The organism is Oscillatoria sp. HE19RPO, assembly GCF_024220515.1.
In the GTDB taxonomy this organism is placed as follows: Bacteria; Cyanobacteriota; Cyanobacteriia; order Cyanobacteriales; family Laspinemataceae; genus Laspinema.
The window spans coordinates 1-7,786 of record NZ_JAMXOT010000322.1 but is presented as its reverse complement, the minus strand read 5'-3'; the positions used below and the strand labels follow the sequence as shown (position 1 = coordinate 7,786).

Sequence of the window (7,786 nt, the reverse complement as noted above, 5' to 3'; positions counted from 1 at the left end):
GTTCGTTCGTAGATCAACAAAGTAGCCCCGTCAATGTAGGGGCGCAATGCTTGCGCCCTCCGGAGGGCGCAAGCATTTACTCCGACACATAGCTTCCTTTCAGTTGAAAGTTTGGAGGATTTATATTTTGCAATCCCCTATTCTCCCTCTCCTTGTAGGAGAGGGCCACCTTCAGAGGTGGGAAGGGGGCACCGGCGGTTAGGTCTCTTTGCCAAATTTAGATGCTCCCTAAATAGCTCATGCTCCCATCCGGATGCAAGAATAGCGAATTTGCCTGATCGGGGAGTTCCCAGCCGGTTCAATCTTCAGCATTATACGGAATCCGGTTGTCAAAAGTCTATCAAAACCCACAGGCTTAAGCCTGGGGCTATCCGGACGAAGCGGTGCCTGCGCGGGCTAAAAACGAAAATCGACTTTTACCAACCGGATTCCGTATTAGCTCTTTACCTGGGAGGGTCAAAAAAGCCGCCATCAACCCCTAGGATTGGGACGGCCCTAAAAAAAATTATGGCCGGTTGCATTCTCAAAATGCTCACCAGCCAGTCAGGTTCTATTGGACTGTGGGAGAGGGGGTACTCCAGCGATCGCCGAATGATCCCCTCGTGAGTTTAGCAATCAATCCCGGCTGAGAGGGAACAGGACCCAGACAAATTGTCCCGATTCATTCCCCCTGACCCGCACTATCCTCTACTGACGTTCGCCAATCGGCTCACGGGAAGAAGAGTTCCGAGGTTTGGAGCGCTTGATCGGCTTCGAGAAAGAGCGAGATGAGCGATCGCGGCTGTCATAGCGCTTGTCAGAATAGTTATCTTCTTCCGGCGCATCTTCCGAGATATTGTTCGCCCAGTTGGGACGGGTGCGATCGTAAGCCATTTGCAGGGCTGCTGCGGCGATCGTGTGGGGGTCATATTCTTCGCTCAGTTGAGCGACGATAGGCAAGAACGAAGCCAGACGTTCGCCACTGAGGATTTCCCGAACTTGAGCTTGCAGTTTTTCCAGATGCCGCGCCTCAATTTGAGAGCGAGTCGGAATCGAGCGAATCTTCAGAGTTTGACGCAGATGCCGCTCAATTTGTTGGAGCTTGCGCCGGTCAAACGGCTGAATCAGGGAAATGGCAGTGCCTTCACGACCGGCGCGGCCCGTGCGTCCGATCCGGTGGACATAGCTTTCCACTTGATCCGGTAAATCGTAGTTAATCACGTGGGTCAGGTGATCCACATCTAAACCCCGTGCCGCAATATCCGTGGCAACAATCCAGCGGACTTGTTGCTTGCGGAAGCGATCGATTAAGCGTTCCCGCTGGGACTGGTTGAGGTCCCCGTGGTATTCATCCACGCTGTGACCTGCCGCTTGCAGTTGGCTGGTGAGTTCAGCCGCCGCCCGTCGGGTGCGGACGAAGACGATCGCCGTTTCCGGGTCTTCCAATTCTAAAATTGGCAGTAAGGCCCGAGATTTGGACCAGCCGCGAGGGACCATGTAGATTACTTGGTCGATCTGCTTCGGCGTCGATTTTGTTTGCTCAATCCTCACTGTCACCGGATCGCGCATGAACTTATTCATCAGCTTACGAATGGAAGGTTCCATCGTCGCGGAGAAGAAAGCGGTCTGACGGTTTTTGGGGGCTTTATCGAGGATTTTTTCCACATCGTCAATAAAGCCCATACTCAGCATTTCGTCCGCTTCATCCAGGACGAGATGGGTCAGGGTATCGAGGTGGAGATGTCCACGATTGAGCAAATCCAGAACCCGTCCGGGGGTGCCGACTACAATCTGAACGCCTCGTTCCAAGCGCTGAATTTGGCGCTCAATGGAGGACCCACCGTACACGGCAAAAATCCGTACCCGGCGATCGTCAGTTAATTCGCGAATCGCATTACTGACTTGAATCGCCAGTTCCCGAGTTGGGGCCAAAATCAGTGCTTGAACACTCTTGTCGTTAACATCCATCTGCTCCAAAATAGGCAGAGAAAATGCTGCTGTTTTGCCGGTTCCTGTTTGGGCTTGTCCGGCTACATCTTGTCCCGCCAGCAGTTTGGGAATGGCTTGTTCTTGAATGGGGCTCGGTTCAGTAAAACCAAGTTTTTCTAGCTGTTGTACGCGCTCTTCTGAAAGACCTAAACTTTGAAATGAAACAGTCATTTATTCTCCTAAAACGTTTGAGTTTGGGGCTGCTCAAGGGCAGCTAATACCATTTCTCGTTTTTGATGCTACATGGGGTTGCTCTTAGGTATTTAGAGCGAGGACAGATACGCTTTCGATGTAGAGCATAAAAATAGAATTGGTATTGATGCTAATTGAGATTAGCGGATGTTGAGGGGTACGTCTGATTTGCCTGATATTCACAAGATTTGTAAAAAAAAGGCACGGTAGAATCGGGCTTTCTGTCTTAAGGTCCTGTTCACCGCTCCGAGGCTGGTACTGAACGAGCTGTTAAATTGCAGAGGATCTCAACATAGATGTTAAAGACCATACCAAAAACCGTCCCAACCTTCCCCAGAAAATCTAGAGTCTTTAACTCAAGGCAATAGATTCTCGTTGCACTAGGTCAGCTACAGTTGCAACATGACCGTAGAGGTCGTAAACGTCAGCACTGGCGATCGCCACCGGCACCCTCGAACCCAGACGTGCATTTCCCTGGACATAGACCAACCCATCCACTTCAGGCGCAAATCGCGCCGATCGGCCTATCAACTCCCCAGTTTCGGGGTGTTCTTGTTCGATTAATACGTCTACAACTTTACCGATTTCCCCTTGATTCTTCTTCAGTGAAATCGGCTGCTGCAATTCCATCAGAGCATCCCGCCGTTCATCCATCACCTCTTGCGGGAGTTGATTGGGAAGGCTATAGGCAGGGGTTCCTTCTTCCGGGGAAAAGGTGAACACGCCTACATGATCGAACTCATGACGTTGAACAAACTGATACAGATGCTCAAAATGTTCGTCCGTTTCGCCGGGGAATCCTACGATAAAGGTCGTTCGCAATACCGCATCCGGCACCGCTGCTTTAATTCCCTCGATAATCCGATCATTGACCCCCGCTTGCCAGGGCCGATTCATCGCCCGCAGCACTTCCGGATGGGAGTGTTGCAAGGGTAAATCTAAGTAAGGCAGCACGTTGGGGGTTTCCCGAATCGCCCGCAGCACTTTCGGGGTCAGTCCCGTAGGATAGGCGTAGTGCATCCGAATCCAAGGGACATCTACCCCGCCCAACGCACGCAGCAGTTCCGCCAATCTGGGTTCACCGTATAGGTCTAACCCATAGTTGGTGGTAATTTGAGAAATTAAAATAATTTCTTGGACGCCCTCGGAGGCCAATTGCTTGGCTTCCGCTACGATGGACTCGATGGTGCGCGATCGCTGGTTTCCCCGAAGATGCGGAATGATGCAAAATGCACAGCGGTAATCACATCCCTCCGCGACCCGCAGGTACGCTACACCTTCGGTAGTCGTCCGGTAGCGCGGTGTCGTCTCATCGGCGATATAAGTCGGTTCTGCGGAAATCTCTGTGACTCGCTCGCCGACTTCGACCCGTTCAATCACTTCTACGATTTTATTATAATCCCCAGTGCCCACAACTGCAACTGCTTCGGGCAGTTCATCAAATAGTTGTTCCTGGAAATGTTGCGCCATGCATCCAGTAATGACGATTTTTTTCTTCGCCTCCGCTAGTTCTACTAGCGTCCGGACTGACTCTTCCCGAGCCGATTCAATAAAACTACAAGTGTTGACGATGACGTAATCTGCTACTTCTTCATCGGTATCGACCGAGTAGCCTGCTTGTACCAACAGGCCCAGAATATGTTCGCTGTCAATGCGATTTTTCTCGCACCCTAGATGAGAGATAGCAATGGTTGGCTTTTTGCCCATGCAGTTATTGCTTCGAGTTATTGTAATGGTGCTCCGTTGTAGAGCGAGTTTCGCTCCTGATCGTCAGTTTTATCAAAATACAGTATAGCCGCTTTTTCTACAAGTTTTCCCAATCGAACTCCTGGAGCTAGGGGTAAGGGTCCTGATCAAAGGATTCCTTATCCTTTCGGTTCTGGCTTGGGGCCTGTTGGATTTAAGGCTCCCGGTGTGGAGACGGTCGGTTGCACGCTCAGCAGCTTGTATCTCGTGTCAATGTACTATAGCATCTAACCGCTATTAATCGCGAGTCAGAGCATTTTCCCCCGAAATTCCTAATCCAGACTCTATTTAGGGGTGACTCGAAGGCGCTGTCTGTGTGACCCCTTTTTGAGGAGGTCCCCCTCGTTGGAGCCAGGGCTGTGCCTGAATTTCCCCGGCTCTTTGAGCAGAGGGTTCAATCCTGAGCTTGTCAGCAAATGTCAGCATTTCATCATCCAGGATTCCCGTTGTTTTGCCATCAGGACAAGACTGATCTAGTCCCCGGAAATCCGCCCTGGACTCTGGGCGATCGCCCCTTCTCCCCGGATTGCCCCCCTGGAAAACTCTGGTGTCATCCGGAGTCTGCACCTAGAAAAATACCGATCGCCCCTGTTGTCACCGCCCCTCTCCAGAGATCTTCTGCTAATTTTCCCCCAGCAAGGAATATGGCCACAATCCTGCTTATCAAAGGATTAATCTTCACTTTGCATCGTCTTAAAATACTCCCTTGCTCTCAAGGCTTTTTTGCCAAGGGTTTAGATTACAATAAAACCGAGTCAGAAAAATTTTTTCACCGGCTCTCTAGTCTCATTTCCCTAAAAAAATGACGATAAAAGAGCCTATACTCATAAGTGAGCGAGATTAACCCAAAACCGGGCTCTTGAGAGTCTCCCCACCGGGTAAATCCAGGATTCCTCAAAGGTTTTCGGGGAAAATCGCAGCGAAACACTTGGACCCGACTCGTCAAGCGAGCCTAACCCTAACTGGGATTTTCAGACTGGGGAATGAATCCCGCAATCAGGTCATCGGTGCTTGGTCAACATCAGAAGCGATCGCCCCCTTTGTCGCCCCCTTTGATAGGATTCCTCCTGGGGAGTCTCCCCAGCTACAATGATTGGGGAGAAAACCCGATCCCAGACTCCTAAACGGGGAGAAAAAAGGAGAAATGCCAAGTCTGTTCTCCCCGGAGTCAGCAACCCTCTCGCCCGGATTTTTAACCGGGACACAGGGAAGGGATTGATTGAACGTTTAATCTTTATTGTGCCTGAGCCAGGAGCGTAGCGCTATGTCAGACTTAAATCGTGGAATTATGAAATTTAAAGGGGCCGACAGCCCATTGCTGGTCGGGTTTTCCTCGGTGCTGATTTTAGGCGGCATTGCCTTTTTAATTTGGTGGGGGTTGCAATCGGCCTACAGTTTCAACTAGACCGGGATATTGAGGCGATCGCCCAGGTGGGTCCGGTCTCCCCTCAGCCTTCATCCTCAGATGGGACTCAGGTTTGGAAATCATGGTCTGATAGTCCTACCCGGATCGACAGGTAGGAGACCCCTGCGGTCCCCTCTCCAAGACACAGGGGAGGGGACCCGATTTTAATGAAGAGTTTTGTGACTTGAAAAACAGCCTCTTTCTTGAGATCGGCCTAAAACTTCGGCAGGCGATCGCGCCATCAGATCAACCGAGACTCCCTCCAGCACAAAAGGGGGGACTTTTGTCGCCCGGATCATCCGGACTTCTTTGACAACAAGATCCGATCGGAACGTTATTATGGGCATCAAGAGCCTACTTGATAGCCTCATGAGCACAACGCGATGGATTCCTTTAATTTTACCTCATTACTTCTGCCCCCTCGTGATTTCTTCACCCCTCCCCCATTCAGTTTTAGCTGTTTCTCAACTGCAACCCCTGTTAGGAAATATTTGGCTTGATGTCGGGGTCCTGATGTTCATGCTGGTCCTCTCAGCAATGTTTTCCGGGTCAGAAACTGCGATTACAGCCCTCGATAATCTGAAATTGCGATCGCTCATCAAAGAACAAGGGGACCCTCACCGCATCTTTACCCTAGTTCTGCACAAGCGCACTCGCTTTATTACCACCCTCCTCGTCGGCAATAACCTCGTCAATAATTTTTCCGCCATTTTGACCAGCAATCTCTTTGCCTTGTGGTTGGGAAATGCCGGATTAGGAGTCGCCACGGCCATTATCACCCTGTTAGTCCTGATTTTTGGGGAAATTACCCCCAAATCTTTAGCAATTAACAACGTGATCCCCTTCTTTAAGCTGGTGGTGCGACCGATCTATTGGTTGTCCCAGGTACTCTCCTTGTTTGGGATCGTGCAGTTGCTCGAAAAAATCACCCAGGTGATGATTCGGTTGGTTCAGGGAAATAACGTTCAACAAGGAGAATCCTTAACCGATCTGCAGCTGATGATCGAAATTCTTGGGGGTCGGGGTCAATTAGACTTGTACAAGCATCAGTTACTCAACAAAGCCCTGATGCTGGATAGTTTAAGCGCCAGGGAAGTCGTCAAACCTCGGATTGAAATGCGAACGATTTCTCATGAGGCGACGTTACAGGATTTGGTGGATTTGTGTTTAGAAACGGGATATTCGCGGATTCCCGTCCAGGAGGAATCCAAAGACCGAATTGTGGGGATCGTGCATCTTAAGCGGGCAATCAAGCAACTTCGAGTCTGTCAACAGGAGGGAATCGAGAATGGGGGCGTGACCCTGGCGATGGATCCTCCGGTTTATGTCCCAGAGACCAAACGAGTCGCGGACTTGCTCAAGGAGATGTTGCAACAGCGGCTGCATATTGCGATCGTTGTCGATGAGTATGGGGGAACCGTCGGGTTGTTGACCCTAGAAGATATTCTTGAAGAACTCGTCGGGGAAATTTACGATGAGAGTGATTTGGACAACCGTACCCACCGCAAAGGGGTCCTGAATGTCAGTTCCCTGAGCATTCGCAGCAAACGGGGGAACGGTCGATGAGCTATTCGAGGCCGGGTCAAACCCGGGCTTAAAAAAAAGTTTGCTTAAACCCTTGACTTCTGTGAGAGTTCTGCTAGTATTAGTAATTGTGGACAAAAAAGGGTCGATGCCCGAGCGGTTAATGGGGGCGGACTGTAAATCCGCTGGCTACGCCTACGCTGGTTCAAATCCAGCTCGGCCCACCACAATTCATTCAAATTTCTAGGTTAAGGGTCAAGAAATCATGACCGATTATTAACCGTTTGAAGTTTGGATTTTGTCTGCCCGTGTAGCTCAGTGGTAGAGCACACCCTTGGTAAGGGTGAGGTCACGAGTTCAATCCTCGTCACGGGCTTTTGAAGCTGAGAATAAAAACAACAGGGTCTAAGACTTGAGAGAGTGTTAGACCCTGTTTTTTGGATAACTATGAGGGCAACAGGGGAGAAAAGCCCCTGTTGCCCTTGATTTGACCCATCGGGAAAACCCTCAGCCGAGAAACGGGTGCGGCAGGACTCGAACCTGCGACCAACGAATTAGAAGTTCGCTACTCTATCCATCTGAGTTACGCACCCACATAACGGTTATGGGAAAACCCCGATTGAGTTTTGGCTTTGGAGTCAGTCTACCAGACTATCCAATTCCAAGAGACTCTCAGGATTCATTTCTGTATTTTATCAAACAACAGGGCATTTGCATAGCTGCTTTCCCAGGGGATTGGGTTTTTTCGATTCAAAAGTTCGCCGATGGCGAGAATCCGCGTCCATGAATCTCAACAGTTGGGTTAAGAACTCTTTAGGGGATTCCAACAAATAAATCATCCTTGCTTTGATGCGATCGCACCTAACAAGGCTCTTTTAGCCCGCGCAGGCACCGCTTTGTCCGTGTAGCCCCAGGCTTGAGCCTGCGGGTTTTTTGAAGGTTTTATTTTTT

At 50.2% G+C, this 7,786-nt stretch carries 3 protein-coding genes and 3 tRNA genes; 3 read left to right on the top strand and 3 right to left on the bottom strand.

Going from position 1 to position 7,786, the window contains the following annotated elements; translation table 11 throughout:
- Positions 1–687: 687 nt before the first annotated feature.
- Together NG833_RS25270 and rimO are read right to left on the bottom strand one after the other, a co-directional pair.
- The gene (locus NG833_RS25270) at positions 688–2,139 is read right to left on the bottom strand and encodes a DEAD/DEAH box helicase (RefSeq protein ID WP_254568041.1); all 1,452 of its coding nucleotides are present in this window, start codon (positions 2,137–2,139) and stop codon (positions 688–690) included.
- 372 nt (positions 2,140–2,511) lie between these two features.
- Positions 2,512–3,867 (bottom strand): 30S ribosomal protein S12 methylthiotransferase RimO, encoded by a 1,356-nt coding sequence (gene rimO / locus NG833_RS25265; RefSeq protein ID WP_254568040.1) that lies wholly within the window; start codon positions 3,865–3,867, stop codon positions 2,512–2,514.
- 1,867 nt (positions 3,868–5,734) lie between these two features.
- Here rimO and NG833_RS25260 point away from each other — a divergent pair.
- The 3 genes from NG833_RS25260 to NG833_RS25250 all read left to right on the top strand — a co-directional run bounded on the left by NG833_RS25260 (position 5,735) and on the right by NG833_RS25250 (position 7,211).
- The gene (locus NG833_RS25260) at positions 5,735–6,877 is read left to right on the top strand and encodes a hemolysin family protein (protein ID WP_375293951.1); all 1,143 of its coding nucleotides are present in this window, start codon (positions 5,735–5,737) and stop codon (positions 6,875–6,877) included.
- A gap of 100 nt (positions 6,878–6,977) precedes the next feature.
- Positions 6,978–7,062 (top strand) — tRNA-Tyr (locus tag NG833_RS25255).
- A 77-nt stretch (positions 7,063–7,139) separates the two neighbouring features.
- Positions 7,140–7,211: transfer RNA gene (locus NG833_RS25250), tRNA-Thr, on the top strand.
- Between the two features lie 143 nt (positions 7,212–7,354).
- Here NG833_RS25250 and NG833_RS25245 read toward each other — a convergent pair.
- A tRNA-Arg gene (locus NG833_RS25245) sits at positions 7,355–7,428 on the bottom strand.
- Positions 7,429–7,786: the final 358 nt, after the last annotated feature.

Bases quoted from the DNA above. Each gene is read 5' to 3' on its own strand.
- rimO (WP_254568040.1), bottom strand. From the start codon at position 3,867: ATGGGCAAAAAGCCAACCATTGCTATCTCTCATCTAGGGTGCGAGAAA.
- NG833_RS25270 (WP_254568041.1), bottom strand. From the start codon at position 2,139: ATGACTGTTTCATTTCAAAGTTTAGGTCTTTCAGAAGAGCGCGTACAA.